The organism is Dethiosulfatarculus sandiegensis, assembly GCF_000931935.2.
Classification (GTDB): domain Bacteria; phylum Desulfobacterota; class Desulfarculia; order Desulfarculales; family Desulfarculaceae; genus Dethiosulfatarculus; species Dethiosulfatarculus sandiegensis.
Genome location: NZ_AZAC01000038.1, coordinates 20,975 through 46,954 on the forward strand (window position 1 = coordinate 20,975; position 25,980 = coordinate 46,954).

A 25,980-nucleotide genomic window follows, 5' to 3' on the forward strand; every position below is an offset into this window, starting at 1 on the left:
GCCAATATGTGGCCCGATTTTACCTGCGATTTCTGTTATTACCGTAAGGCTAAGCAGGATTCAAAAATCGATGAACTTGACCTTTGCGCCCCTGGTTGGGAGGACATCTGGGGTGGAGGCAGTTAACAGATAAAGGCCTGTTTAGTTAAGCGGGTTTGAATCCTGAAAAAAGCTGTAGTAAGAGCACGGGCCAAATACAAATCAACAAACAAGGCGGGTTTGCGTCCAGGTTTGCTCCCTTGTGATATCAACAAAATCCCCGCCGAAACCAACAGCCCTCATCTATCCGCCAATTTTTTCTCACCTATCAGGATACAAGAAAACGGTTGCAGTTTTCCTGAAGCCAGGAATGAAGAGGCTGATTGGCCGCCACCATCTCCCGGTTCCAAAGCGCCCGGTCCCGGCCGGAAAAATCAGTCACCTTGCCGCCGGCCTCTTCCACTAAAAGCATGCCCGCCGCCACGTCCCAGGGTTCCAAGCCTATCTCCCAAAATCCCTCGGCTCGTCCGGCGGCTACATAAGCCAGGTCCAACGCTGCCGAGCCTGCCCGCCTCATACCGCTTACTTCCAGGAAAAGCGTCTTAAAAAGAGCAAGATAGTCATCCAACTTTGACTTAACCCTAAAGGGGAAGCCGGTGAGCAGAACGGATTTTTCCTTTTGCGCGCAGTCGGTTACCTTAATTGGCCTGTCATTGAGCCAAGCGCCTTTTCCGGCCAGTGCGTAGAATTCCTCATCCCTGGTGACATCCAATACAACACCCGCCACCGGGCGTCCGTCCCGGCAGGCGGCCACACTTACCGAGATATGGGGAATATGATGGATAAAATTATTGGTTCCATCCAAGGGATCCACGATCCAGAGCACCCCTTGATCTGCATCCCGGGGTTTTTCATGGGCCGATTCCTCAGCCAGGATGCGGTGATCCGGGTGGTTGTCGGTTATAACCTTGAGCACTGCCTTTTCACTGGCTTTATCCGCCTGGGTCACAAAATCGAACTTGGCCTTGTTCTCCACCGTGAGTTTTTGATTCCACATGCTCCTAAGGACATCAGCCCCGGCCCGGGCTGCTTTTCGGGCTGTATTCAACAGTTCAGCAGACATTTCTTCTCCAAACCGGTATATATCATTGCCTCTTGCAATACAAACCGGCATACACTAGCTTATTATGGTATATTCAACACTGGCGATCAACGACCCCTAAAAAGTCGCTGATCGCTTAATAATGAAGACCTGTCAGGCAACCATTTCTTGTATACTTCCGCCTCGGGCCTTCATGCTATAGAATATTTGGGTTTGAAGATCATATTTTGTCGAAAATCAGTATTCGCTTATAATGACAAACCAATTAACTACATATCAAATTTGACCGGATGCAGATTTGGACCACAACTTAGACCAATCCAATTCAGAGCCGGAAGTGCACGAACCGCGCATTATTCCCCGGCCAGAGCATAAAATAAGCCGCAAAAAGGTCGATCCCGACGCATTGAAGGTGTTGTACCGCCTGCATCGCCACGGCTTCAAGGCCTTCCTGGTGGGCGGCAGTGTACGCGACCTTGAGGTGGGCAAAAAACCCAAAGACTTTGATGTGGGTACAGACGCCCGCCCCCAGCAGGTTCACAAACTTTTCCGCAACAGCCGGGTGATCGGCAGACGCTTCAGGCTTGTTCAGGTATTTTTCCGCGGCGGCAAGATAATAGAGGTCAGCACCTTTCGCAAGGCATCAGACCCCGATGACAACGAAGTGCTGGGGGCCAACAACACCTTTGGCTCTCCGGCCGAAGACGCCATGCGCAGGGACCTCACCATCAATGCCATGTTCTACAACATCGCCGATTTCAGTGTGGTGGATTTCGTAGACGGATGGGATGACCTGAAAAACGGCCGGGTAAGGGCGGTCGGCGATGCCGAGACCCGCTTTCACAGGGATCCGGTAAGGGTGCTCAGGGCTGTGCGCCACGCCGCAAGGCTGGGCTTCACCCTGACCCCGGAAACCCTGGAGGCGATCAACATCAACCGGCACGCCCTTGAGCTGTGCCCCACCAGCCGCATCAGGGACGAACTCTTGCGAGACCTAATGGGCGGAGCCTGCGCAGATTGGCTGGAGCTGGCCCATGACACCCAGGTGCTCTACAGCCTCCTGCCCACCCTGGAGCCCTATTACGGCGAAAACGGCAGCCCCTTGAGAAGCCGGGCCAGAGTTTTCATGTCCAAGGTGGACAAGGCCATCGCCAAAAAACGCGAACTCGACGGCTCGGTGGTTCTGGCGCTATTGTTCTGGCCGATCTTGGAGGAACTGGCCAAGGATATCGATCTTCCCCCGGGACGGGCCGGCAGGATCGCCTGGGCCAATTTCGTGCGCGAAAAGCTGCCCGAACTGGCCAGCCCGGTGGCCTTTGCCAAGCGCATGTTGGAAAGGGCGCATCAGATTTCCGGCGTAATGGCCTTTGTCCTAAACCAGGAGCCCGGCCTGCGCCTGCCCAAAAAAATCACTCAAAAAGGATACTTTGACACAGCCTGCGAGCTGGCCAGATTCCTGGACCACAACCTGCGCGCCCTGGCAGGCCCTCCGGGCAAGACCGCCCAAAAAAGAAGACGCCGCCCCAGACGGCGCAGGCCCAGAAAAAAACCAGAGGCTAGCGCGGCTCCGGAAGCTTGAGCCGCCCTCAATTCTGGACCAATTGAAAGGGGAGCAACCGTGTTAACGGGCTCCCCCTTTTTTTGTAAAACCGAATCTTTCTGTTTTTTTATACGCGCCTTGTTTTGCCGAAACGGCGCATCCGGCAGCCCGAAATGAAAAGAGATTCAGGCGCAAGCTTTAGGATTTATACCGAACTCATCCCGAAAAGCCTTGCTGAAATGGCTGAGGCTTGAATACCCCACATTGAAAGCCGCTTCCGTTACATTGCATTCATGTCCGGCGATCAACTCACGCGCTTTTTCAAGACGTATGGCCCGCAGATATTCAAATGGCCCCAAGCCAAACATCTCCCTGAATCCCCGAACAAGCTGATTGTGATTGAGCCCCACTTTCCGGGCAAGCTCGCGGGCGCCGGGCGGTGCGGCCATCTTTTCTTTTAGAATAAGGCAGGCCTGGGCAATCTTCTCCACATGTTGAGAAGCAGCCTCTCTCTGATCCGTCTTCCCGGTCAGATGTTCCAGTTGCCTTATATGCAAAGCTGCCAGCTCAAGCGCCTTTGCTTCCAGAAAAAGAGTGTCCCGAGGATGGTTTATAAAAGAATCAAGGGCTTGGTATCCACACATTCTCTGCGCAAAATCAATACTTCTCGACCAGTCTTTCTTTTGTCTTTCACCAGCGTGAAAGTTGAGCATCTCCAGAGCCTCGATTAATTCGTCACCGGTCTTCCCCGTCAACTCGGCAAAAACGGCAAGTTCCATGCACACAATCAATGTCTGAATGGGAGTATTGCCTTTCACATCCATGGAAAGAGCCGCTGTATATTCGGGAAAATTAATATTGGAAAAGCCATTTCCCAATGGAATCCTGGGCCTGTCATAGCTGATCTGCCCAACGCCCGAATAGCAGGTGAAAAAAGCTATCACAGGCGGGCACGACTCCTGATCCCTGGGCAGGCGGAACGCCCCTTCGCCGTGTAACGAAAAATTTTGGATCACCACCGAGATGCCGCTGGTTAGGGATCTCACCTGGGATAAATAACCGGAGCCGTACCTCGGATTCACTGTGACTGACTGAAGCTGCCCATCGGCGTAAAATGAAGAGCCCTCAGCCAATTTATGCGTATCTACCGTGACCATATTGCCCACACATCCACTCAAGCCCCGGGTTTATCAAACGTCAAAAATAATGGATGAAACGCAAGCGCCCCGGGGCGCTCTATGATAGCGTGCCTTAGAAATTTCATACTACTCAATTATATTATTTAAATCAAACTTTTTCATTTCATATCCACTAACGGACTCTGCTTTGAAAAAGGATTTTCACGGGAGGTGGGTTTGTGAAGAACTTGTTGGGCAAGGGCTTGTCTATGGGGCTGAGCCTCTTATTCGGAGTATTCCTCGTTTCTGATGCATACAGCGAAACCAACCCCAAAAAAACCGTTGAGACACTTGAAGCCATTAGCGTAACAGCGAGGAAGGCCGAGGAATCGGCAAAGGATGTGCCCTTCAGCCTCACGGTTATCAACGATACGGAGTTGGAAAACAGAAGACTTAACAGTTTTGAGGAAGTCCTCAGGCAGACACCGGGGGTGGAGGTCTATTCATACGGCAGCCTGGGCTCGGATATCATGCGCATCAGAGGTGTGGGTTCCCTTTACCTCATAGGCTCAGATGATACTTCGGTTCTCATAAACATGGACGGGGTTCCGCAATCTTTAAGCACGGCATCCATGTCTATCCTGGATATAGAGCGGATCGAGGTGATGAAAGGGCCGCAGGGGACGCTGATGGGGCGAAACAGCGAAGCCGGGGCCGTAAACATTATCACCAAAAAGCCGACCAGATATCCGGAAGGTTATATCAAGGGAGAGTACGGTACAGAAAACACATTTAACACCGAAGCGGCGGTGAGCGGTCCGGTGACAGAGACGCTGAGCGCCCGTTTTGCCGCAAAATACTCGGGCTTTGATAATCAGGTTGAATATTACGGCACCGATGATCCGATCAGTGAACCGAGAGATATAATCGCAAGAGGCAGCCTGCTTTGGGAGCCCACGGACAAGACCGATGCGACTCTGATACTGGCGCACGAAGAAAAAGACAACAGAACCGAAGCCATGCTCCTCGCGCCCTATGACGATGAGCAGAGACTATATGCCCCCAAAGGCAGCCTTGACGCCAACCGTGAAAGCCAAAGGGCGACCTTGGACGTAAACCATGACTTCGGGAACATGGTGCTTACATCCGTCACAGGCTATGTCCAGGTGGAGAGCAGCGAAGACCGTCTCCTTTATGACAGGCTGCTCTCCAGGGCGCTTTTGGGAATGGACATTGTCGAGGGCAATGAGACCTTAAGGGAATCCAGCATGGATACCTTTTATCAGGAGTTCCGTTTGTCCTCCAAGCCGGAAAATGATGTCTTCTGGGTGACCGGACTGAGCTATTACCACTCTGACAGAGATTTAAGCAACCAATACAACTACAAGTACATTCTTGGCTATATGGCCATGAACGGCAGGATCGCCTCGAATTATAAAACCACGGACTACGGACTGTTCGGTGAAATCACTTATCCCGTGACGGAAAGGCTCAAACTTACCGGAGGCCTGCGCTACACATGGGAGGAAAAGGAATATAAATCAAACTGGACGCCCTCGGGCACAAACCCCTTTGCCGCCTATTACGGTCCCACCTCGGATTCTGATGAGATGTCCTCCTCATTTTTCACAGGCCGGGCCTCTCTTGGCTATGCGGTGACGGAAAATGTGAACACATATCTAACCTATGCCAGGGGATATAAGGCAAAAGCCTATCAAGACCTGGCCACAGGTTACATATACAGTGGGGACAATTCCGATCTGCTCGTCGACGCCGCCAAGGTTGACAGCTACGAACTCGGAATGAAGCTGGAAACGGCGGACAGCGGGGTTGGACTCAATATTGCTCTATTCTTTAACGATATTAAAGACGACCATGTTTCGTATGTTGACCTGACCACAATGACCAACAAAATAGGCAACAACGACACCCAGACCATGGGAGCCGAGGTCGAAGGCTTCTGGAAACCCGGAAAAGGCTTTACCATCACAGCCGGTGGAGGCTACACAGACGCCGAAATAACCGGTGTTCCGGACAGCTCGCAGAATGTAAAAGAAGGAAATGCCATCCCCGACACCCCCGAATGGAACGCGGTCGTTTCCATCTCCCATAATTTACCCTTGCCAACTTTCTGGGGCCTGGAATCACCTTCCCTCCTTACAACTCTCACAGACAGGTATGTGGGCAAAAGAGAAGGAGACGCGGCAAACAGCTTCCAACTTGATGCCTACAATCAACTGAGCTTCCGTACGGGGATCATAAGTAAATATTTTGAGTTCTACGTATGGGGGGAAAACCTCCTGGACAAAGTATACGAACTCTATGGATACAACCTCGGGACATCGGTCATAGACGCAAGCGATGTTATCGCGGGTGTGGGCTCCAGGGGTCGCACACTTGGTATAGGAGTTGTCTATCATTTTTAAAAATACTTTCTTTTTTAAAGGGCCAAGTCCCGGCCCTTTAAAAAAGAAAATACATCTTCCCTAAAAGCTAAAAATGATACTTCGGGAAATAAACATGCAGGAAAACACGAAAACAAAAGTCGATATGGGTGGTGTTTCCGAAACGCTATTAATTACCGTTTACTTGCGAGCCAAGGAGAGTGCGCGCAAAGACGGCATCATAAGCGATAAGCTTGCCGAGGACTGGGTCGGCCGCATGGGGTACAACTTTCAAAAATTCGACAAAGACCGTTTATCCGGAGTGGGTGTTTCGGTCCGCACCGAAGTCTTTGATGAAGTCGCATCTCAGTTCCTGAAAAAAAATCCCAACGGGATCATCGTCAACATAGGCGCTGGATTATGCACCCGATTCCAGCGCATTGACAATGGATCTGCAACCTGGTTCGAACTGGACGTTAAAGAAGCGCTTAACTTGCGGAAAAAATTCATATCCCCCACCCCTCCCCGGTACGGATATATCGAAAAATCAGCCTTTGATTACACCTGGCTGGATGATGTATCCGAACTGGCCGGTCGTAAAAAAAGCAAGGTGCTTATCGTTTCCGAAGGAGTGCTTATGTACTTTGAGGAGAACGAAGTAAAAGAGCTGTTCAGACAAATAAAGGCCCACTTTCCCCAAGTTGAAATTATCACTGACACCATGCCGAAAATATCGACCAAAATGTCTGTCAAACACCACAAATCCGTTTCTCAAACTAAAGCTGAATTCAAGTGGGGATTAGGGAAAACCAGTGAACTCTATAATTGGAATCTGGGTATTGAAATAATTAACGAATACTCCCTTTTCAACCGTTACCCAAAACGTTGGGGCTGCATAAGTTTATTGCGGTTTATTCCCTGGGGCAGAAGGTTAACAAGAATAATTCACTTCCGGTTTGAAGACAACCAAACAGCCAAGCAAAACAATGAGTAAAAATAAATCTGGAATACCCCGCCTTTTGGAATTATCGGGTCAGAAAAAAGGGCTTTTGCTGGTTTCGTCGGCTTTGGCGGCAATCCATGCACTACTGACCATGATTCCCTATATTTTGATCTTTTATATCCTTAAGGAGCTGCTGAATGGCCGGATTGACGAAACGGAGATTGCTCCCTGGTTGATATGGGGCTTTCTTGCCGTGATTCTTTCCGGGATTGCAATGTACGCCTCGGCAATGGCCTCCCACATCGCCGCCTTTAACATCCTCTACAAGCTTCGCCTGGCAATCACAGACAAACTGGGCCGACTCCCCATGGGATACCTTGGGGCCCGCAGTTCGGGAGCCCTTAAAAAAATCATTGCCGATGACGTGGAAAGAATAGAGCTTTTTATAGCCCATAGCCTGCCCGATACGGTAAGGGCCGTTTTCCTGCCGTTTTTCATTCTCGGTTATCTTTTTGTGATGGACTACCGTTTGGCTCTGATAAGCCTTTTGCCCCTTATTGCGTTGCTCGTTGTTTTTTACACCATTTTGGGATCCCGAGACGGCAAGACAAGGGCAAAAAAATACCACAACTCTCTGGAGGAAATGAACGCCGGAATTGTGGAATTTGTCCGAGCCATGCCGGTAATGAAAATTTTCGGTCAAACCGCTTCCGCCTTTGCCAGATACAGCGACACGGTAAAGGAATACGATCATCACATGAGGGGTTGGACCCAATTGATGGCTGCGCCCTGGGGCATGATTATCAGTTTTTTAAGCAATGCCCTCCTGCCGGTCCTGGCCTTCGGTTTATACCTGTATTTTGATGGGACTCTTGAACTCCCGGTCTTTTTTCTGTTTCTCATCCTCGGTGTGGGTTATATCCGGCCCTTGTTCAAGCTGACGACAATGACTTTTGAAATCACCATGATCAACCGAGGGGTGAAGCGGATGGATGAAATCCTGTTTGAAATCGAGGAGCAGAAAAGCGGACAAACCCCGATTCCGCAAGATTTTTCCTTGGAGTTTCATAACGCCCGTTTTTCTTATGTCCATGGCATAGACGTCATCAAGGATCTCTGTTTTTCCGTGCCCCAGGGAACCATCACCGCGCTGGTCGGGCCGTCCGGCTCCGGAAAATCAACAGCCGGACAACTTATTGCCCGATTTTACGATCTTAAATCAGGAAGCATAACCATAGGCGGAGTCAATATAAAGGCTTTTCCCATTCATGACCTCATGGCAAATGTCGGCTTTGTGTTCCAGGACAATATGATGTTTCACCAAAGCATCCATGACAACATTCTGATGGGTATGGAAAAAACTCAAAAAGAGGTGATCGCCGCCGCCAAGGCGGCCAGGTGTCATGATTTTATCATGCGCCTGCCCAACGGATATGAGACCCGTATCGGCGACAAGGGAGTCCATCTAAGCGGGGGGGAACAGCAGCGCATTCAACTGGCCCGTGTCATTTTAAAAGACGCGCCCATACTGATTCTGGATGAAGCCACCGCGTTCAGCGACCCGGAAAATGAACACCTGATCATGACCGCCATCAGCGAACTCATTCAAAACAAGACCGTGATCATCATCGCTCATCGCCTTTCCAGCATCACCGCAGTCGATCAGATCGTTTTACTTGATGACGGTTATCTCCAGGCCGTAGGGACCCACGATGAATTACTAAAGGGAAGCAAGCTCTATTTGAAAATGTGGCATGCCCATAAGCGGGCCAGAGAGTTTGAAATCCTAAAGGGTCAAATCACCGGCCGTTTTTTAAAAACGGCTGCCGAATAAAGAACGAGGCTATGATCATGCGTATGTTGAAAAACCTGCTCTATCTCATAAAAACCACTCAAGCAGAACTGGCCCCACCCGCGTTGGGGGAAATGCTTCACGGCATGTTGCTGGCTGCACCCACGGGAATGCTGCTTTTGATTATCTGGGAGCTTTTTCGCGAGCATCCCGACCCCAACAGGCTATGGCTGCAGGTTATCGCCCTGGCGGTGATGCTTGTTCTGCAACTGTGGCTGGCCGGCAAGGTTATGGTCAAAACAAACGCCGCCATCCTGACCATGACGGCCAAACTCAGGCTCATGCTGGGAGATAAGCTTCATAAGCTCTCGCTTGGGTATTATAAACTGCGGGATCCCGGCGACCTTGCTTCCGTGGTTTTACAGGATGTCAGCAATTTTGAAGCAATTTTCAAAGAGCATTTTCAAAGTTTGATAGGCGCCGTATTCGGCACGCTTTTTTTGTCGGTTTTCCTTTTCATCATGGACTGGAAACTGGCTCTGCTGATGATCACGGCAATCCCCTGCGCTTTTTTGCTTATGCTTATCTCCACAAAAATCTCTCAAAAATTCAGTCTTAGGCATGTTGCCTCGCGCAACGAAACCGGCAGCAAATTCATAGAATATATTTTGGGCGTACAACATCTGAAAGCATTTAACCTGACCGGCAGCCGTTTTTCCTCGCTTAAAACGGCATTTGACGACCTCCGGCAAAACAGCGTGAAACTGGAGGCGGCGGTAGGGCCTTTGGTGATAACGGCTTTGGTGGTATTCGAGCTTTTTTTCCTGCTGATGGTCTATGCGGCCCTGTCCCGGCTTAACCACTCGGGCGGCCCTTTAATCTCCATTTCAGTGTTTATCGCTTTTCTCATAGTGGGTTACCGTTTGTACGCACCTTTGCAATTGGCCATGGGAAGTTACGCCATACTCAATTATATGAACGTTAGCGTGGAAAGAATCCGGCAATTGCTGGAAGCTCCGCCGCAGGATAAGGGGAAAGACCTCCGGCCTGAAAAACATGAAATTGTCTTTGATGATGTGACCTTTGCCTATACCGAGAGAAAAGTGCTTAAAAATGTCAGCCTGAGCATTCCCGAAAAAGCTCTCACCGCCCTGGTCGGCCCTTCAGGCTCAGGAAAGACAACCATAGCAAACCTCATTGCCAGGTTCTGGGATGTGCAAAAAGGAGATATCACCATTGGCGGCATCAGCCTGAAGGATATGTCTCCCAAAACGGTTTACAGCCTGATCAGCCAAGTGTTTCAGGATGTCTACCTGTTTGACGACACTATCTTGAACAACATCAAAATCGGGAAGCCTGAGGCAAGCGAAGCGGAAATAATGAGGGCGGCGGAAAAGGCACAGGTCACGGAATTTCTGGGGGCTTTGGAAAACGGCATTCACACAAAAGTGGGAGAAGGCGGGCAGAAGCTCTCAGGCGGCCAAAAACAACGCATCTCCATTGCCAGGGCCATGCTGAAAGACGCCCCCATTATCCTGCTTGACGAAGCCACCGCAGCCCTCGACCCTGAAAACGAAATCCATATCCAGCTGGCGATTCAGGAATTGGTTAAAAAAAAGACGGTGTTAGTGATTGCCCATAAACTTCAGACCATTCGCAATGCCGACAATATCATTGTCGTTCAGGACGGCGGGGTTTCAGAGGCGGGGACTCACCCGGAGCTGCTTGAAAAAAAGGGATTGTACGCACAATACTGGAACACCCAACAATCAAGCAATGGTTGGAAAATAGGCGTCGCCGCATCTTAAAAAAGTGGTGGAGCATTATAGCCTTCTGATATGGCTTAATTTTTAAAAACAACTCAAGTACGATCAACTCTGATCCAAATGAATGGGGGGAACAACCATTTTAAGGACCCCCCTTTTTATTTGAATAACAGCATCGGTCTGAATCACGCCTTGCTTTGCCTAAGCGGCAACTCCGGTACTTACCTTTTGTCTGAGCACCCTCTATATAGAGAACGATAAAGTGGAAATTAACTCAATGCATTAAAGCTCTACAGCAAGAGTTAACCGCCTGAGTCAATATTCTACAATTGCTGTAAGATAAATATTTAATTTATAATTTCTCACCAGATCGAAACAAAACTTGGTTCTTAATACATATTTTGTTCACATAATTTACATATATTAACCAATTTACGTGCCACAACACATTAAACATATACATTTTTGTCTAATTCCACTTAGTTTGTGTAAATGCCAGGTAAAACAGTTTTTACTAACTATGGAAATAAGCATTTCTTGGTTATTTAGTTTCCAATTTATTGTTAGTTAGTCATTAGAGATATTTTTACTTTAGTCAGGCACTAAATTATATTAAAATAAAAATTCAAGTATAGGACCAGCGTATTTAACTTATTCCAAATATTGGCCCAATAAATGGATTAGCATGGATTTTTTCGAAATTAAGGCTAAAGACATTTCTGAGATGACTGACAGTGATTTAAGAAAGCTTGTCGCTCGGCTGTGCGAAGCAGAATTAATTCAGCAGGGCCTTTCGATGTCTAATGTATTTTGGGGAGGTGCCCAAGAAGCCCCGGATGGCGGCCTTGATGTTAACGTAAAGGAAAGTGAAGTCCTACCCAAACCAGACTTTGTTCCCCGAGCAAACACCGGTTTTCAAGTTAAGAAAAACAGCATGCCTAAATCTGCCTGCACCAAAGAGATGACAGCTAATGGAACTTTGAAACCGGTTATTGCAAAGCTGGCAGATAAAAAAGGAGCATACATAATTGTAAGCGGCAAGGATGATTGCTCTTACCTGATGCGTGAAGAACGAATTCATGGGATGGAAGCCGCTGTTTCCGATCTAAAAAACAAAAACGATCTTTTTCTTGATTTTTATGGAAGCGATCGTTTGGCAAGTTGGTTAAGGCTTCATCCCGGAGTGGCATTGTGGGCTCGTAAGCGGCTGGGTAAACCACTCTCAGGTTGGATGCCGTTTGGTAGATGGGCCGCAACACCACCAAATCAAAATGACGATTTCTTGTCTGATGAACATCTCTGTGTGGTAGACACAAGCTCTTCCCAAAGAAAGCCTATCTCTCTAACTGATGGAATTAGGCGAACCAGAGACAAATTGCGTGCCCCAGGCAGCATTATCCGGATTATCGGGCTCTCGGGAGTTGGTAAAACCCGATTTGCCCAAGCGCTGTTTGAAAACGAGGTTGGGGGAAATGCTATCAATTCATTAAATGTAGTCTATGCAGATCTTGGGGTTGACCTCACCCCAACTCCGCTTGAACTGATTTCATACCTAATTGTCAATAATTTTAGCCCGTATGTGGTTTTGGACAATTGCCCACCAGAGGTTCACCGTGATTTACAGAATAAAATTACTCAGGATAAAGCTCGGTTACGCCTTATCACGATCGAATATGACATCTCTGATGATCAGCCGGAGGAAACACAAGTAATTCATCTACAACCCTCAAGCGAAAAAGTTGTATCCAGGCTAATTCAACGAAGATTTCCTGCTTTGGGGGCCATAAATGCCCAAAAAGCAGCTGAGTTCTCGGGAGGCAACCCACGGCTTGCCATAGCCTTGGCTAGCCGTGTTGACAGCAATGAAACTCTTACAAAATTTACTGATGAAGAACTTTTCAAACGACTTTTCAGCCAACGAAAGGGGCTTACAGATAGCTTGCTGGCGAGTGCAGAAGCTCTATCACTCGTTTTTTCTTTCAATATCTCAGAAACGGATTTTAACGATGAAATAGGGGTGTTGGCCAAGATTTTCGGAATCGCTCGAAACACCCTTTATAGAAGGCATGCGGAATTATTGAGAAGTCAACTTGCTCAAAGCCGTGGAAACTGGAGGGCTGTTTTGCCACATGCTCTCGCCAATCGTTTGGCCAAAAGAGCACTTCAGAATATTCCCCTTGCTGAAATAAATAAGGAACTTTTTAAATTTCAAAACCTACGATTGTTAAAATCCTGTGCCCATAGACTTAGTTTTCTCCATGATTTTGGACCTGCACGTGACCTGGTCAAATCTTGGATGCAAAAAGGAGCTCCACTAGAAGATATTACAAGCTGTGGAGAAGACCTCTTAAATGTTCTTTACTATATCGCTCCTGTTTTACCCGATAAAGTGCTGGAAGCAATTGAAGATGCAGCACTCAATCCCGAATTCACCTCAAGAAACAACGGAAACTCCCATCAAGTCGTAAGGCTTTTATGCAAACTCGCGTATGATGATGAAAGATTTGAGCGCGCCGCAACAATTATTCTGAAATTCGCTGAAACAGAAAGAAAAGATGAAAACAATAACAGCATTGTGCATCTTTTTAGCCAGCTTTTTTCGTTATACCTGTCTGGGACACAAGCCAGTCCGGCACAAAGACAACAATTCCTTAAGCGTTTAGTAACCTCTGGCAACCCCAGGAATCTAGAGATTGGAAAAAAATTATTTGATTCCGCCTTTAAAACTTCTCATTGGATTGCAATGGAATCCTTTAGCTTCGGTGCACGAATAAGAGATTTCGGTTGGGAGCCAAAAATAAATCCAGAAAGACTGAATTGGTACGAAGGGTTTATTGACCAGCTAAGGCCTTTTTGAAAAGCAGATCAAAAGGATATTAGAAGTTGGGCAAGGGACATGCTGGCGAGTAATTTTTTTGAATTATGGTCTCTTGTAGGATGCTTCAAAACATTGGAGCAAATTACAAGAGAGCACGCCCTAGGTGGAAAGTGGCCAGACCTATGGATATCCATAAAGCTAACCATAAATCGTGAATCTAAAAAATCAAATCCTGCCCTTAGCTGCCTCGAAAAACTTGAAAAGTTAGCCGCCCCATCCGACCCTTATTCTGAAATAGAAGCTTATGTCTTTATTCCAATTTATAGGCATTACCCCAAAAGCCAAGAAGAGCTAAAACGAATAAATAATAGAATTATTGAATTAGGAGAACTTGTCGCTCATGAGGTAGCTTACCTCGATAAGTTTGGGGAAAAACCCTGGAAAACAAACTCTAATTCTCTCGTTTTGTTTGGTGAAGGTTTAGCTAAGGGTTCACCAGACAAACAAGCAAAATTTGATTTTCTTGTAAGGTTAATGCAATCACACCAACTTGACGAAATTACTCCCTATTTATTTAGTGGATTCATTAAAGGCGTTCATCCTGAAGACCCCGATTCAGCTCAGCAACTACAGGAAAAAACACTAAATATACTAGAACTTAAGCCGCATTTTGTATTTTTACTAGGAGCTACGCCAATAACTCCATGGGGAGTAAAAAAACTGAATCAAATAGCTTGTAGTGGCGAGTTTGAAGCTTGGAGATTTAGAAGCCTCATGTATACTCAGATACATGAATCAATTTCCGACCTTGATCTGGCAAAAATTTTAAGCGCAATTAATGAACTAGAAGAGGGTATTTTTACCACATTAGATATTCTTGACATGCGGTTGTTTGATACTAATAGTAGGGAAAAACAACCTGATCATATTTTACTAGCTGTGGCAAGACAGACAATCTACAAATTTCTTAGTATGGCTAAAAACAATAATTACTCTCAGCCTAGTTTAGATTTAATCAGCGAACAGTGTCTTTCAATTACTACGCCAGCAACAGAAATTATCGCAATCATTGAATCGCTCTGTGAAGCAGTAGATAGCTTTAGATTTCACTCATTTGAATTAACTTACATAATAGAAACTCTTATCCGAAATTTTCCAGAACTCTTCCTTGATGTTGTATTCAATATTTCTAAAGAAAAAACTGATATAATGAACTTACTATTTAGAGATTGTTTTCCAACACGACGACCCATCCTTAACCTTATTCCAATAGATCGCATATTAAAATGGTGTAATGGAGATGAAGAAAGGATTCAAACAGCTGCTGCCGGAATATCATGTTATACGCCTGTAGGAGGAGAAGAAAACGATTTGGAAAGTCCAACATGCGTCACAATAAGTGAGCATGCATTAGGGTTATTAAGCGCTGCTAAAAATAAAATCGGCATAGCAGAATTTATCTTTAAAGACACTTTTATCCACGCAATGAGAGGCTCACTTACACACTTGCTTGAGGTCCGAGCAAAAGCCTTTACTGAGCTCCTAGAATACCCATCACAGGAGGTAATTGAATTTGCAGGAAAAAAATTAATTAATATTAAAAAGCGTATTCGCCAAGAAAAAGAAATAGATAATCGATCTCAGCAACGCTTTGAATAAAGTGGACTTAGTCCAACCAGGAGAAAAGCCACCATCCGGTCATTAGCGGCCACCTGAGGAAGGCTATATCCCCAGATGGCCTTTTTTTTAATTTTCTTTGTCTTTTTTGGATTTTCGCAAAGGCTGGGTGGAAGGCGCGCTGGGCAGCATCTTGAGCCCCGAGTTGGTGAGCGCGCCCCAGATGCTGGGGCGCACCTTTTTATTCTCTCGGTATAAGGAGTTGAGCAGCTCCCGCACCCTGGCCCTTTTACCTTCGGAGGCCGAAGGGCAGCAGGGGGGCTGCACGGGGAAGTTCATCAGTTTACTGAACCTTCTGGTGTGGTCCGCGCTCACCAGGGAAAGGGGCCTGATCACCACCAGTTCGCCGCCGAAAAAGGGTTGCACCGGCAGCATGGTGGAAAGGTTGCCCGAGTACAAAAGGTTCATGAGAAAGGTCTCATGGATATCGTCCTGATGATGGGCCAGGGCCAGTTTGCGGCAGCCCAGTTGGGAGGCCTTCTGAAAAAGCTCCCTGCGCCTGTGCATGGCGCAGAAAAAACAGGGGCTCTTTTCCCGGTTTTCCGGGGTGTGAGCCCTGGGTCCGTAATCCGTTTCAATAAGATGGAACTCGACCCCAAGCCCCTGGCAAAACTCCCGCAAGGCCGGGACATCCACCGTGCCGAAGCCCATCTCTATGTGTATGGCCTTGATGCCGAAGTCAATCGGTATGCGGCGTCTGCGTTCGGCCAAAAGCCAGAGCAGGGCCAGGGAATCCTTGCCCCCGCTCAGGGCCACGGCCACCTGGTCATTTTCTTCCAGCATGGCCCAGCCATGCATGGCCTTGCCGCAGAGGCTTATCATCTCTCTTTGCAAAAAAGGGGCGCGACGACTCATAGGGAAAGGACCATTCCTCCGCTAAGCCCCAGAAAACGGGACCCCAGTATTTGGGCCATTTTTCTCTGGATGTCTTCGCCTGTGCAATGGCCCGCAGCCACCTTGAGTTCCTCCCTGGCTTTGAGCTCGGCCAGGGCCCTGTCCTGCTGGGGCTTGGGCGCGGGCCCCAGGTGGGTTCCGCCGATCAAAAGATCCGCTTTTTTACCCAAGCCGTTTTCAACGGCCAAGAGCACATTTATAACCCCGGAATGGGCACAGCCGGTAATAACGTTAAGCCCTTGCTCAGTCTCGACCGTCATGGCCAGATCGTCGGTAAAGGGATCGGGCACCACCTTGTCGCCATCCATGGTTACCAGGCTGGGGGCCGGGCCCTCAAAATCCGTCACCCTGGGAATCGGAGCCCAAAGGCGCACGCCGGGCCATAAGGAAAGGCTGTTTTCCACAAAGGTGAACCTGGCGCCCAGGTCTTCGTATCTGGCCTTTTCATGCCCCTCGGGAGCGATGGAAACCACTTCCCCCGGCTTTTGCTTGAGGTGGGGGGCGAAAACCGCTTCATGGCACCATATGGGCGTTCCAAGCCCCTTTTCCAGTCGCACCCTTAACAGAGCGGCCAGGCCGCCGACATGATCGTAATGACCATGGCTCAGTACAACACCGTCCAGAACCGCCGGGTTCAGCCCCAGGGCCTTGAGGTTGGGTAAAAGGTTTTTACCCACGCCCGTGTCGTACAAAAGGTTTTTTCCCTGATGTTCAAGCCAAAGGCTCAAACCGTGTTCAGAACCCAACTTTTCATCCTGAGCCGTATTTTCAACCACAACAGTCAGCTTGCTCATGTGTCTTTCAATCCCCCTTCTTCCCGGTCTCTCCGGCCAGAGTGTCCATTATCTTTTCCATACGGCCGGAAGCCGGAGCGAGAATCTGTTTCACTTCTTCCTCACCATACTGCTCTTTTAGATAGGCTTCCACGTCAAAATGGGGGGAAAAACAGGCAACCACCCTGTGACAGGGCTTGCCTTCACGCATCTTGCGGCAATAGGCAAAGGTCATGGGTTGGCCCAACATGGGGCACCAGAAATGCTGCTGATCATCATACCTGTCTTTTTCCATAACCCACTCGCCTTACTTTAAAGGGCTGTCAACTCCCTTTAAATAGGGTTTGATATCCAAAACCGGGGTGTTGTCCAAAAGATCAACCCCGGAGACCAAAAGCCGGTTTTGCTTCACTTCCAAAAGCCTGGTGAGGGTCAATGAAATGGGGCAGGGGCGGTTGGGGGTGCGGGTGTTGAAGATGCCGGTGAGAGGCCTTGCGGCATCGCCCCTGGGATGCAGGGTCATGGTCGGGGTGCGGTGCTGGTTAAGATAGCAAAGCAGCCACAGGTCCCGGCCGGGCTCAAGTCCCATAAGCCCTTTCGCGTATTCCGGGTCCAGCTCCACCCAACCCTCATGGTCATATTCCGCCCCCTGGAAAGGAGCGTCTTTTCTGGTTTTCAGCCCGGTGCGCAAGATTCCGATGGGCTTGAGTTCCACGGTTTGCATATTCATTTGATCCCAGTTTGATTTCCGGGTGTTCACCCAAACAAAAAACCCGGAGGCGTGCAAAAATGCGCCCCCGGGCTGTTTAACGCTTTTATGAGGGCTGAAATGGCCGTTATTGGGAGGCGTCCACCTTGATCACGGCGCTTGCCCTTAAATCCTGCATGAACTTGGTCTCCAAAGACCTTTGCTTGGCCACCAGAAGACGCTGCTTGACGTCATCTTCCTTGGCCTTCATCTCAGAGTCGGCAGGCTTTTGGAAACCGGTCTTAACCGCCGCGATAAAGGTGTCGCCCACCCTCACCGGAGCGGTAAGCACGGGTTTGGAATCCGGCCGCATGAACAAGGCCCTCTGCAAAGCGCCGGAGGCCATAATTTCCTTGACGGAATCCATCCTGCCGAGCCAGTCCGTTTCCTTGGCGCCCTGTTCAGCCAAAAGCTTGGCCCCGGGGTCGGACTCGCCCGCCAGCCGGGCCAGAAGGTCCCTGGCGGCCTTTTCGGCCATCTCAGCGGCCTTCTTGCTCTTCACGGCCAGGCGAACCTTTTCTTCCACCTGCTCAAAGGGCTCCACAGTCTCGGGGATCCTTTTGTCTATATAAGCCACAATGCTGCCGCCGTCATAGTTCAGCACATTCATGACCTGGCCAGGCTCGATGCCGGCCTGGGCCTGCTGCAATTCCTTGAGCCCCATCAGACCGGGCACCGGTCCGCTAATCGGCATGGGACCTGCGGTTCCCAAGTCACCCTTGGTTTCCTTGGCCAGCTCCTCGGGCTTAAGACCCTGGGCGGCCAGGTCAAAGGCCCTTTCCGCCGCCGCCTCGGCCAGGTTCCTGGCCTGATTCTCAACCAACCTGGCGCGAAGCTCGCCCCTGACTTTTTCCAAGGGGGTCAAGGAGGCGTCCTTGTGATCAAAAACCTTAATCACATGCCAGCCCACAGGAGTTTTGACCAGGTCAATATCGCCTGTTTTCATGGCAAAGGCTTTTTTCTCAAAGGAGGGGAAAAGATTCCCTTGGGCGAAATAGCCCAGATCCCCGCCCCTGGTGGAGGTGGGTCCCTCGGAATGCTGTTTGGCCAGCTCGGCGAAATCGGCTCCGTCTTTTTTAGCCAGGGCCATCACCTCTTCGGCCTTTTTACGCACCGCTTCTATCTCGGTTTTACTGGCGCCTTCAGGCAGCCTGAACAGGATATGGCTGGCCTTGACCCTTTCCGGAGTAAAGTAGCGTTTGCGGTCGATTTCATACTGGTATTCGATGTCGTCGTCGCGCACATCCGCCTGGTCGCGATAATTGGCCAGGGGGTACTTGACATAGCTCACAACCAACTTTTCCGGCACCAGGAATCTTCTTTTATTCTGGTCGTACCAGGATTTCAGCTCTTCCTGGCTCAACTTGACCTTGTCCTCGAAATCCTTGGCGTTAAAGGCCAGATAAGCGCCCTTCACCTTGGCCAGATCCCGACTCAGGGCCTGCTTAAGCTCCAGGGGAGTAACCTGGGCGTTTGCCGTAACCAGGGATCTCAATTTGTTCATGGCAATATCATGCCGCACCTGATCCTCGAAATCCCGGGCGGTCATCTTCTGCTGGTTGAGAAGATACTGGTAAGCCTGCCTGTTGAATTTCCCATCCACCTTCAGGATGGAAATATTCTGGATATAGGCCTGAACCTCCGCATTGCCCACCTCGATGCCGATCTCCCGGGCAGCCTGGTCCAAAAGGATCTGGTTGATCAGGATTTCCTTGGCCCGCTCCTCAAGCTTCAACATGGGAGCAATCTTGTCGAACTGATCGCCATACTGTTTACGCAAAAGCTCAGTCTGACGGTTTTGGACTTCCCTGATTTCACTTTCGGTGACATCCTGATCGTTCACCGTCAGGGCAACAACCTTGGGGGCGCCGTAGTCATAAAACCCAAAAGACAGGGCAAAGGCCACGGCAATGGCGCCCAATAGAATCTTGATGAACCAGTTGCCGACATTATCGCGCATTATTTGAAGCATGGGAGGCTCGTCTCCTAATGTATTAGAAACTTTAAGCGCCAAAATTAACACGCCCTTGCCAGGGTGTCAATCAGTCGGCAGCTGAGCTTTTCTTTTCTGAAAATTTGTTTATTTATGAATAGATATAAAACAAACTTCCGGTAATTATTTTTAAATGCCCGGCCCGAACGGGTAAAATCAGTTGCAAATACTTAATTACCGAGACAGAATTTCCATAAGCAGCATGCAAAACAGGACCGTGATAAAAGCTGGAGCCGGCCTACTAAAACAACAACGGGGGGAAAGACCGGCCCTTTTGCTGGAATGCATTGCATTATGGTTTACATAACCTCGCGGCTCTACCCCAAGCGCGGCTAACCACAAAGGATAGTGATGACAAATACACCCACTCCCACAGGCCAATCAGCCATAGCCAGGGCCTGTCTGAGGATGCTTGACGCCAAGAAGCTGGAACCCTTGACTGGACAGGTGCAGGTTGATGTAATATCGCTTAACGGCAAGGGGTGTGTCCTGGCCTTGAAAACCCCTTTCATAGACGGCAGTCATGTTTTGATGGACATATACAACATCAATCCCAAGACAGCACAGGTGTCTTTTGAGGCCCCGGAACCCGACCCCAAGCATGAACCGGTTTTTCTGGCTGCCATTGAAAGCTATCAGCGCCTTGAGACAAAAGACGGACCGATCTTTCACCTTACCCTGAGCTGGGAAGACGGCGCTATTCACGGCTCGGCAAGACACAGATATCTAAAACGGCTGATTCCCAAGGTTAAGCGCTTTGCCAAGTTAGAGGAGAAAAAGTGAAACATTCACCCCAGGGCCTCGGGCATTTCGGAAAACTTTTCTGCGGCCTTTTGTTGCTGACCGTTTTTTGCGCAGGCTGCGCAGCCGCCCCCGAGAAGGCCTCTTTGGTAAAAAGCCTCGAAAAAGCCCCGCAAATGCACCAGACCGTGACTTTGCGGGCCCTTGACGCAAGGGATCGTCCAGTTAAAGGCGTGAGCCTGCTTATCGAACCCATCAGCGGTTCGCCTTTTGGGCAGGGTCCTTTTGTGACCGATCAAAAAGGTGAAGTAACCCTGAAATGGCGGGCCGAGGCCAAAGACCGCACCCTGGGCACCAAGGTCAGAGACCGTGACTATAACTATGAAACCATATTCCGTTTTCGCACCAAGGCGGCGGGTTTTGCACAATACACAGATAAGGTTGTCTATCAGGATGTCCGCCGCAGGGTGGTCACACCGGAATTGACCATGCTTAACAGGGACGCCACCCTGCCTCCCATAAGCAGGGTGATGGTCCTTCACAGGCTCAAGGACATCATGGGCCAGGGGATGGAAAAGGACCCGGACCAAAGCGCCCTGACCGCCTCCTGCCTTGCCTTTTTCAAGGAAATCCAGCTTTCCTGCCCCTTTTTGGGGGTAAGATTCGCCTGGCCTTCTTTTTCACTGAAAGAAAAAACCCTGACTGTGCGTTTTCACTTCAGACAACCCACCTGGGGAGTATTGGCCAAGGCGCCTTTTCTGGCCCAGACCACGATTAACAGCGCCCTGCCGCTCGCCATTGCCTGCGGGGACGATCTCTTGCCCCTGCCGGAAATTGAGAACCTGGTTTTAGTTATTGAGGGTGAAATATCACCGTCCGATGATCCCTATGCCGTGCCGCAAAGGCTCGAAAACAGGATCTCCGCTCCGCAAAAGGCCTTCAAGGCCCTGGCAGCCGGAACAATAACCCCGAATGATTTTTTGAAGGAGCACCCGCCTGTACTTTTGCGTTGAGAAAAAACAGCCCGGGAGGTTTTCATGGTCTGGCCCTTTAGTAAAGCCCGTAAAAAAAACGACTCCCCAGAGGCAACCCACCGCACAATGGCCGAGTTTATTGTGGAGGCGGAGCAGGAAATAGACCGTCAGATAAGGGAAGACCCGGACTGGTACAAAAACTTGCCCTACCAGGGAGGATTGAGCCCCGAAGAAGCCAGAGGCTTTGAAATTGAAAAAAGGGCCATGTGGAAAAGAGTGATCTATGATGCGGGGCGCAGTGAACTTGCCGGGCTTAAATGGGTCACCAGGCAGGACAAACTTACTTGTCAGGACTGCCGGGCATATCATGGCCGCGTTTTTGCCCCCGATGAGCTCAGAAAACTTGCCCTGGTCCCAATTCATCTGGGTTGCCGCTGTGAGTTGAGGCCGGTTCGCTGAAACGACGGAGCTGCCCGCAACAGCCCGACACGGTGTGTCATTAGCTTCAAAAGCAAGCTGATTGCAGCTTTAAGGCCCCAAATAAAACATCATTTTGGGCTAAAAAACGGTTGATGCCGCCTGAAATGGCAGTCACTTAATTAACCGGGGAGTAAAACAAAGGCAGGTCTGGTCAAATGCTTCCAGCTAAATATAAACAGGAGGGGATGCTTGGACTGGCCCTGGTTTGGCTGTTCTTGGACTTGGCCGCCTTTCACGACATATGGCGGGCGGAGCCGGACACATCGGCCGAGTGGTTGTTTTTGGCCATTTCCCTGCCGTTTTGGTTGCTTTTGGCCAGGTTATTTTCAAGTCTGCGCCAAAGAAAGGTCCAGGGCGCGGAGACAGCCACTGATTCAACTGGCCGGTGGGATCAGGGCAGGCGTTAAGCACATCCTCTTTCAGCCGATTTTTCTTACAATCACGGATCACAAAAAAACCTTGTTTGACTGACACGCCGATAAAAGCTAGCATCTGAACCTGCAGTCAATTCAAACCGACAATCCAAAGGAAAACACCTCATGAAAAAAATGCGGCTCAGCCTGTTTGTCTGTCTGGTTCTTCTTTTGGCTCTGGTACTTCCGGCAAACGCTACGAACTATCGATCTTTTTTTAAACTGAAAGGTGTGGACGGCCCACACCGGATAATGGGCTCTGGGGGATGGTTTGACTGTGTAAACGTCATGTTCAGCATTAAAGGACTGAAGCGGATTGACAAACTTCTGGCTAATCCGGGCAGCATCTCAGCCCAAATCTTCACCTCTAAAAAGCGTCCCTATAATTTCTTTGTTGTGAAAAAAACTCATGCCCGCCAGGATGATTTCAAAAAACTGCTCAAGGCCCGCACCAAGGTCACCCTGGGGAAAATTTTATATAAGACAAATAACGGTGACAAGATCGGGCTGGATCTGAAAGGGGTGCGGGTCTCGGCAATCACTCCCAGGGGCGCGGCCGACCGGCTGGTGCTGAAGGTTGACCAGGTAAGCATAGGGCCTGTCAAATAAAATTCAAAGCTGCCCGGTTATCTGAATATAGCCGGGCGGCCTGTTTATACACCTGAAAGTCAGACCGCATTTTTCAAATAATTCTCTTATTTTTTTTACCAATCACTCCACCGGGAAAAACAAAACTTCAAAAAAAAGCCATTTACTGTAAAAATATAAGGCATAATTCAGGGACAATATTTCGGTTTAAGGAGACGCATCATGTGCGACTGTTGCGGAAAAAGCCACCCGGGTCATCACTGTCATGAAGATGATAAACACCACGAGCACGACCAAAAGGCGCAACCAGTATTCACCATACTGGAAGCCGGTGCAGTAGAACCCCAAAAAGAAGAAAAAGGCCCCAAAGCCTGATTTCGACCTCTGGTCACCCGGTTTTCAAAACCCAATAAAGTCCACACGCAAAACTAAGCCCAGTAAGGCGTTGGTGCGAGTCTCGATCCGTCTATCTGACTAAACTTACAATTATTTTAGAATGCACTTTCTTAAAACGGTTTTATTCTGAAAAAAGCCGCACGCTAGGCTTAAGCATTAGTTCAGTGATAATAAAAATATGACAACTTCCCCAAATAGGGTGCGTCTTGCCATACTTGGCGCGGCAATATTTGTCTCCATGCTCGGTGTGGGCATTATTGTTCCCTTTTTACCGATCTACGCTCAAACCATGGGGGCCACGGGCCTCACCCTGGGCCTCATTTTCAGTGCCTTTTCCCTGGCCAGAGCGGTTGCCATGCCCCTGGTGGGGGCACTTAGCGACCGCCATGGGCGCAAAAGATTCATTGTCGCCGGTCTGGGAGGCTACAGTGTTGTAGCCCTGGCCATGATCACAGCAGACAGCGCCTGGGACATTATTTTGCTGCGAGCCTTGCACGGCGTTTTCGCAGCCATGGTGTTGCCGGTGAGCATGGCCCTGGTGGCGGATATCTCGCCCTCGGGACGGGAGGGGCGCACCTTTGGCTCCTTTAACACCGCCCTGCTCCTGGGCATGGGCATGGGACCTTTTTTGGGCGGCGCAATCTATGACTACTTTGGAGTAGCCGCCAACTTCATTATTATGGCCGCCATGAGCGCCGTCAGCCTTTTGATGATAGCCCTCAAAATCAAGGACCCGAAAGCCGTCCAGGAGCCAGCAAACAAAAACTCCGCCTGGACCAATCAGTTAATTCTCCTAAAAGATCGCCAAATATGGGGCATATGTCTTTGCAGGGCCGGAAACGCGGCGGCCATGGGCTGTCTTTTGGCCTTTTTACCGGTTCTGAGCCAGGAAAAAGGGCTTTCCAGCATCAAAGTAGGTTTGCTTTTGGGGGCAAACATGTTTGTCATGACTGCCCTGCAATCACTGGCCGGAAGGCTCGCTGACAAATGGCCCAGAGCGCTCATGGCAGGCTCGGCCCAGTTGGCCATTGCCCTTTCCCGCATGATGCTGCCTTTGGCCGGAGGATTTGAGACCCTGCTCATCCTGGTGATGCTCGACGGAATAGGGGCCGGCATGGTTATCCCCCCCTTAAGCGCCCTGGCGGTAAGCCACGGACGCCGCCTGGGCTCGGGCATGGGAGTGGTGATGGGCCTTCTAACCCTAGCCATGAGCGTGGGCTTTTTCAGCGGCCCGCTTTTGGCAGGACTGGTCACGGATATCTGGAATATAAACGCCGCTTTTTGGCTGGCCGGAACCTTGGCCGGCCTGGGCGCAGTGGCCGTGCTTTTGATGACCAAGTCAAAAGTGGATTAACCGAAAAACACCTAAACCAAAGGCCGTTGCCTTAGAAACAACTCGTCCGGACGGTAAGAAGAAGGCTGTTTCTAAAATCCCGGCAGGCTATCCCCAAACAGCCCGCCAAAGAATAAATTCATCAATATCGGGCATGAAGAGTTCAAAAATCAGCGTAATGCTATGATTCCAGTTAACCCAAAAGGATGATAATGAACCTGCTGTTTGATCTGGATGGAACCCTAACCAATCCTTTTCCGGGCATTACCAACTGTATTATCTATGCCTTGAAGAAAGTGGGGATAGAACCACCGGCTCGAAAGGACCTCACCTGGTGCATAGGGCCGCCTCTATTAGGCAGCCTGGAAAAATTACTGGGTTCCGATGACAAAGACTTGGCTGAAACCGCCTTGGCTCACTATCGAGAGCGATTCGGCTCAAAGGGTTTGTTTGAAAATCAGGTTTATGAGGGCATTCCCGAGGCCTTGCGGGTTTTACGAAAAGCAGGCAATTCATTGTTTGTAGCCACCTCCAAGCCCGCAGTCTACGCCCGAAAGATTATCGATCATTTTGGTTTGGATATCTATTTTGAACAGGTTTACGGCAGTGAACTGGATGGGACCCGGACAAATAAAATCCATTTATTGGCCCACATCATGGCAAAAGAATCCATGGCCGCGGCAGACACCCTGATGATAGGCGACCGCAGGCATGACATCATAGGAGCCCGTGAAAACGGAATTTCCGGAATCGGGGTTTTATGGGGATTTGGGACCAGAGCCGAACTTGAGGAATCCGGCGCAAAACGCATTATTGAAAAACCGGCTGATTTGAAGGGGTTATTTTAGATCCTATCAATAATTAAAGCTGCGTGCGGATCTGAGATTGGGAAGGGGGGCCATTAATCCGTCACTTCCCGATCAAATCCGGCCACAAAGAGCTCTTCGCCCAGGTAAAAAGGAATCGCTACAAATTCAAAAATATTGGGCCTGGCATCCGGGCGTTTCCAGGATGCGCGCCCGGTGTAGGGAATCAAAAACTCGGTCTTGGCCTGCATGGAGGCGCTGATTTTGGCGCTGTGCCGCCTGGTTTGAAACAGCCGCATATCACCGGTTCTCAGCAATTGCCGAAGGCTTCTGCCTGACATCTCCGTGAGCCTTTGGTTCGCGGCAATGAGCTGGCGGATAAAACTGTCCGGCCAGCGTCGGGTCAGGGTCACCCCTACTTCCGGATTATCGTATACGGCCCGGCAGACCAGATTCATCTCCTGGGGGTCTTTTCTGGACAAAATAGAAGAAAGCTGGAATATGGGTGAGGACCCCAGATCCAAATGAGGAGCCAGCCATTTCTCAAAAAACTCCGGAGCTATCTCCAGCAGCCCGCTCAAGGCGGTGGGCATCCAAACCAAGAGCACCGGGGCCTCTTTTGTCAGCACTTCCACCTCGTTTTGAATCATGCCCGATCCTCGGCGGGGCAGGCCAAAGGTAGGTTTTGTTATGTCAGCCTTTTTGGGGAAACTTTTTACCCC

23 protein-coding genes are annotated in these 25,980 nt (G+C 49.5%); 15 read left to right on the top strand and 8 right to left on the bottom strand.

Annotated features, from left to right (window positions below; translation table 11 throughout):
• Positions 1 to 307: 307 nt before the first annotated feature.
• Positions 308 to 1,102 (bottom strand): inositol monophosphatase family protein, encoded by a 795-nt coding sequence (locus X474_RS19640; RefSeq protein ID WP_044351358.1) that lies wholly within the window; start codon positions 1,100 to 1,102, stop codon positions 308 to 310.
• A gap of 277 nt (positions 1,103 to 1,379) precedes the next feature.
• Here X474_RS19640 and X474_RS19645 point away from each other — a divergent pair, with 277 nt between their 5' ends.
• Positions 1,380 to 2,660 (top strand): tRNA nucleotidyltransferase/poly(A) polymerase-related protein, encoded by a 1,281-nt coding sequence (locus tag X474_RS19645; RefSeq protein WP_044351359.1) that lies wholly within the window; start codon positions 1,380 to 1,382, stop codon positions 2,658 to 2,660.
• A gap of 146 nt (positions 2,661 to 2,806) precedes the next feature.
• On the opposite strand, the gene X474_RS19650 is transcribed toward X474_RS19645, so the two are convergent.
• Positions 2,807 to 3,778 (bottom strand): helix-turn-helix transcriptional regulator, encoded by a 972-nt coding sequence (locus X474_RS19650; protein WP_156360846.1) that lies wholly within the window; start codon positions 3,776 to 3,778, stop codon positions 2,807 to 2,809.
• A 200-nt stretch (positions 3,779 to 3,978) separates the two neighbouring features.
• Between X474_RS19650 and X474_RS19655 the strand changes: the two genes are divergently transcribed.
• The 6 genes from X474_RS19655 to X474_RS26590 all read left to right on the top strand — a co-directional run bounded on the left by X474_RS19655 (position 3,979) and on the right by X474_RS26590 (position 15,101).
• Positions 3,979 to 6,165, top strand: a complete 2,187-nt coding sequence (locus tag X474_RS19655) for a TonB-dependent receptor (protein ID WP_052515431.1) — start codon at positions 3,979 to 3,981, stop codon at positions 6,163 to 6,165.
• A gap of 94 nt (positions 6,166 to 6,259) precedes the next feature.
• On the top strand, positions 6,260 to 7,117 hold the full coding sequence (locus X474_RS19660) for a class I SAM-dependent methyltransferase (protein ID WP_052515432.1): 858 nt from the start codon (positions 6,260 to 6,262) through the stop codon (positions 7,115 to 7,117).
• Positions 7,110 to 8,900 carry an ABC transporter ATP-binding protein gene (locus X474_RS19665; protein WP_197282200.1) on the top strand — a complete coding sequence of 597 codons (1,791 nt, stop codon included), beginning with the start codon at positions 7,110 to 7,112 and terminating at the stop codon, positions 8,898 to 8,900. Before X474_RS19660 ends, X474_RS19665 begins: the two co-directional genes overlap by 8 nt.
• A gap of 17 nt (positions 8,901 to 8,917) precedes the next feature.
• Entirely contained in the window at positions 8,918 to 10,666 is a 1,749-nt protein-coding gene (locus X474_RS19670) for an ABC transporter ATP-binding protein (RefSeq protein ID WP_197282201.1), read from the top strand.
• A 643-nt stretch (positions 10,667 to 11,309) separates the two neighbouring features.
• On the top strand, positions 11,310 to 13,481 hold the full coding sequence (locus tag X474_RS26585) for a hypothetical protein (protein ID WP_197282202.1): 2,172 nt from the start codon (positions 11,310 to 11,312) through the stop codon (positions 13,479 to 13,481).
• Positions 13,482 to 13,520: 39 nt separating this feature from the next.
• Positions 13,521 to 15,101 (top strand): hypothetical protein, encoded by a 1,581-nt coding sequence (locus X474_RS26590; protein WP_197282203.1) that lies wholly within the window; start codon positions 13,521 to 13,523, stop codon positions 15,099 to 15,101.
• A gap of 87 nt (positions 15,102 to 15,188) precedes the next feature.
• Here X474_RS26590 and X474_RS19680 read toward each other — a convergent pair whose 3' ends face one another.
• The 5 genes from X474_RS19680 to X474_RS19700 all read right to left on the bottom strand — a co-directional run bounded on the left by X474_RS19680 (position 15,189) and on the right by X474_RS19700 (position 19,506).
• A complete protein-coding gene (locus X474_RS19680) occupies positions 15,189 to 15,974 on the bottom strand; it encodes a tRNA lysidine(34) synthetase (RefSeq protein WP_044351361.1) in 786 nt (261 codons plus the stop codon).
• Entirely contained in the window at positions 15,971 to 16,807 is an 837-nt protein-coding gene (locus X474_RS19685) for an MBL fold metallo-hydrolase (RefSeq protein ID WP_044351362.1), read from the bottom strand. The genes X474_RS19680 and X474_RS19685 overlap by 4 nt, the downstream gene beginning before the upstream one ends.
• Positions 16,808 to 16,814: 7 nt before the next feature.
• Positions 16,815 to 17,081 (bottom strand): hypothetical protein, encoded by a 267-nt coding sequence (locus X474_RS19690; RefSeq protein WP_044351364.1) that lies wholly within the window; start codon positions 17,079 to 17,081, stop codon positions 16,815 to 16,817.
• A gap of 12 nt (positions 17,082 to 17,093) precedes the next feature.
• Positions 17,094 to 17,516: a tRNA (N6-threonylcarbamoyladenosine(37)-N6)-methyltransferase TrmO gene (gene tsaA, locus X474_RS19695; protein ID WP_044351403.1), complete on the bottom strand. Its 423-nt coding sequence runs from the start codon at positions 17,514 to 17,516 to the stop codon at positions 17,094 to 17,096.
• A 106-nt stretch (positions 17,517 to 17,622) separates the two neighbouring features.
• Positions 17,623 to 19,506, bottom strand: coding sequence for a SurA N-terminal domain-containing protein (locus tag X474_RS19700; protein ID WP_044351367.1), 1,884 nt, complete (start codon positions 19,504 to 19,506; stop codon positions 17,623 to 17,625).
• Between the two features lie 372 nt (positions 19,507 to 19,878).
• Here X474_RS19700 and X474_RS19705 point away from each other — a divergent pair, with 372 nt between their 5' ends.
• From X474_RS19705 to X474_RS19735, 8 genes are all read left to right on the top strand, one after another.
• Positions 19,879 to 20,310, top strand: a complete 432-nt coding sequence (locus X474_RS19705) for a hypothetical protein (RefSeq protein WP_044351368.1) — start codon at positions 19,879 to 19,881, stop codon at positions 20,308 to 20,310.
• On the top strand, positions 20,307 to 21,281 hold the full coding sequence (locus tag X474_RS19710; RefSeq protein WP_044351369.1) for a hypothetical protein: 975 nt from the start codon (positions 20,307 to 20,309) through the stop codon (positions 21,279 to 21,281). The genes X474_RS19705 and X474_RS19710 overlap by 4 nt, the downstream gene beginning before the upstream one ends.
• 24 nt (positions 21,282 to 21,305) lie before the next feature.
• The gene (locus X474_RS19715) at positions 21,306 to 21,701 is read left to right on the top strand and encodes a structural protein (RefSeq protein WP_044351371.1); all 396 of its coding nucleotides are present in this window, start codon (positions 21,306 to 21,308) and stop codon (positions 21,699 to 21,701) included.
• Positions 21,702 to 21,877: 176 nt separating this feature from the next.
• Positions 21,878 to 22,129: a hypothetical protein gene (locus X474_RS19720; protein ID WP_156360847.1), complete on the top strand. Its 252-nt coding sequence runs from the start codon at positions 21,878 to 21,880 to the stop codon at positions 22,127 to 22,129.
• Between the two features lie 132 nt (positions 22,130 to 22,261).
• A complete protein-coding gene (locus X474_RS19725; RefSeq protein ID WP_044351374.1) occupies positions 22,262 to 22,744 on the top strand; it encodes a hypothetical protein in 483 nt (160 codons plus the stop codon).
• Positions 22,745 to 22,945: 201 nt separating this feature from the next.
• The gene (locus tag X474_RS26310) at positions 22,946 to 23,098 is read left to right on the top strand and encodes a hypothetical protein (RefSeq protein ID WP_156360848.1); all 153 of its coding nucleotides are present in this window, start codon (positions 22,946 to 22,948) and stop codon (positions 23,096 to 23,098) included.
• 199 nt (positions 23,099 to 23,297) lie between these two features.
• Positions 23,298 to 24,473, top strand: a complete 1,176-nt coding sequence (locus tag X474_RS19730) for an MFS transporter (protein ID WP_044351376.1) — start codon at positions 23,298 to 23,300, stop codon at positions 24,471 to 24,473.
• Positions 24,474 to 24,664: 191 nt separating this feature from the next.
• Entirely contained in the window at positions 24,665 to 25,300 is a 636-nt protein-coding gene (locus X474_RS19735; protein ID WP_082464517.1) for an HAD family hydrolase, read from the top strand.
• Positions 25,301 to 25,353: 53 nt separating this feature from the next.
• Here X474_RS19735 and X474_RS19740 read toward each other — a convergent pair whose 3' ends face one another.
• Positions 25,354 to 25,908 carry a hypothetical protein gene (locus X474_RS19740; protein WP_156360849.1) on the bottom strand — a complete coding sequence of 185 codons (555 nt, stop codon included), beginning with the start codon at positions 25,906 to 25,908 and terminating at the stop codon, positions 25,354 to 25,356.
• Positions 25,909 to 25,980 lie beyond the last annotated feature (72 nt).